The sequence below is a fragment of the Levilactobacillus muriae genome, assembly GCF_045862015.1.
In the GTDB taxonomy this organism is placed as follows: Bacteria; Bacillota; Bacilli; order Lactobacillales; family Lactobacillaceae; genus Levilactobacillus; species Levilactobacillus muriae.
The window spans coordinates 1-2,100 of sequence record NZ_BAAFRU010000056.1 but is presented as its reverse complement, the minus strand read 5'-3'; the positions used below and the strand labels follow the sequence as shown (position 1 = coordinate 2,100).

At 36.1% G+C, this 2,100-nt stretch carries 1 protein-coding gene; it reads left to right on the top strand.

Annotated elements, in window-relative coordinates; translation table 11 throughout:
• Positions 1–11: 11 nt before the first annotated feature.
• Complete coding sequence (locus ACKTSF_RS14400; RefSeq protein ID WP_061777579.1) at positions 12–2,048, top strand: KUP/HAK/KT family potassium transporter; 2,037 nt, start codon at positions 12–14, stop codon at positions 2,046–2,048.
• Positions 2,049–2,100: the final 52 nt, after the last annotated feature.

Sequence of the window (2,100 nt, the reverse complement as noted above, 5' to 3'; positions counted from 1 at the left end):
GGCAAGCAAATATGAATAAGCAACTAGAACGTGTTTCTTTTGCGGGGGCACTTGTTACTTTAGGAATTGTGTACGGTGATATTGGCACTTCACCATTGTATGTTATGAATGCATTGATTGGTGACGCCGGTAAAATGGGAAATATTTCTCCCAATTACGTGATTGGATCGATCTCGTTGATTTTTTGGACATTAATGATCATTACAACGTTGAAGTATGTTGTCATTGCAATGCAAGCCGATAATAAGCGTGAGGGCGGAATTTTTGCTTTATATGCATTGGTTCGAAAAAATTCAAAATGGTTAATTTGGCCAGCCTTGATTGGTGGGGCGGCCATTTTGGCCGATGGAACATTAACTCCTGCAGTAACTGTGACTTCAGCCATTGAGGGATTAAAAAAACAACACCTTGGCCCTGTGGTGTTTAGTAATTCTCAACATAACGTCTTGATTATCACAACAGTTGTTCTACTCGTATTATTTATGATTCAACGTTTTGGAACAGGTGTGATTGGGAAATCCTTTGGACCAGTGATGATTTTATGGTTTGGCTTTTTGGCTGTCTTTGGAATCGTTAATCTAATCAATTATCCAATGATATTGAAGGCTATTTCTCCTTATTATGCAATTAGGGTACTATTCAGTCCAGTTAACAAAGTGGGAATCTTTATACTTGGAAGTATCTTTTTGGCAACCACAGGAGCAGAGGCTTTATATTCCGATATGGGTCACGTTGGCAAGCAGAATATTTATGTAACATGGCCACTAGTATATAGTACCCTATTTTTAAATTACTTAGGTCAGGGTGCTTGGATAATTAGACATGCAGGTGATACTGCTTACAGGAACTTATCGAACTTAAATCCCTTTTATGAAATGCTCCCCGGAACTTGGCGCCTAGTTGGCATTTTGCTAGCCACACTCGCTGCAATTATTGCCTCTCAAGCGTTGATTACGGGTTCTTACACTTTAGTCAATGAAGCAATTGGCTTAAAATTTTTACCTAGAATGGTTATTAGACATCCAAGTAATATAAAAAATCAAATTTATATTGCAACTGTTAACTGGATGCTATGTATAATAACAATTAGTGTAGTCTGGTTCTTTGGTAGTTCACAAAAAATGGAGGCCGCGTATGGTTTAGCGATCACTATTACCATGCTTATGACTACTGTGCTTTTGCATGAATTCTTAAAGAAACACCTGGCTAAGGGAACAGCACTTATAATTGCCTTGTTTTTTGGCTTTATTGAGTTAATCTTTCTAATTTCAAGTTTGGTTAAGTTTATTCATGGCGGTTATGTTACGTTAACAATCATGTTGGGCATTCTTTATATTATGTGGCTTTGGTACTTTGGAAATAAACGAAGAGACCATTATGAGAAAGAAAGCGAGTATGTTTCACTTCTTGACTATCGTGATCAACTCTCTAAATTAAGCGCAGACAATACAGTACCTTTGTTCACGACTAACTTAGTGTATATGACTAAAATTAAGGGTGATTACCAAATTAAGCGTAGCACCATGTATTCTATTCTCGACAGACAACCTAAAAGAGCTAAAGTTTATTGGTTTGTTACAGTCAATGAAACCAATGCACCTTATGAAAGTAATTATACAGTTGATTTACTTGAGACGCATAATGTTGTTAACGTTCAATTTTACTTAGGGTTTAGGAAACCTCAATCCGTTAGTGTCTATTTACATCAAGTTGTAAATCATCTAGTGGAACAAGGTATTTTAGAACCACAAATACCCACGTATTCAACAGAGCGACAACGGAAAGTCGGCGACTTTAAGTTTGTTATTATAAAGGAACAACCAGCAGATTTAATTGTCAATGATAAGTTAAGCTCGTTAGATAGAAGATTAATTGGTGGGCGCATCTATTTGCAGAAAATTACGGCCTCACCTATTTCATGGTATGGTTTGGAGTTTAGCAATGTCATAGAAGAAAGTTCTCCGTTATTTATTACTCAAAATCAGGATCAATACTTAATCCAAAAGAAAATTTATCATCGAGGCAGATTAAGTAAGACTGAAAAATGAGTATGCAGTAGTTTAAGTGCAACAACTAAGTTAGAAAAATTATATTTAGTTT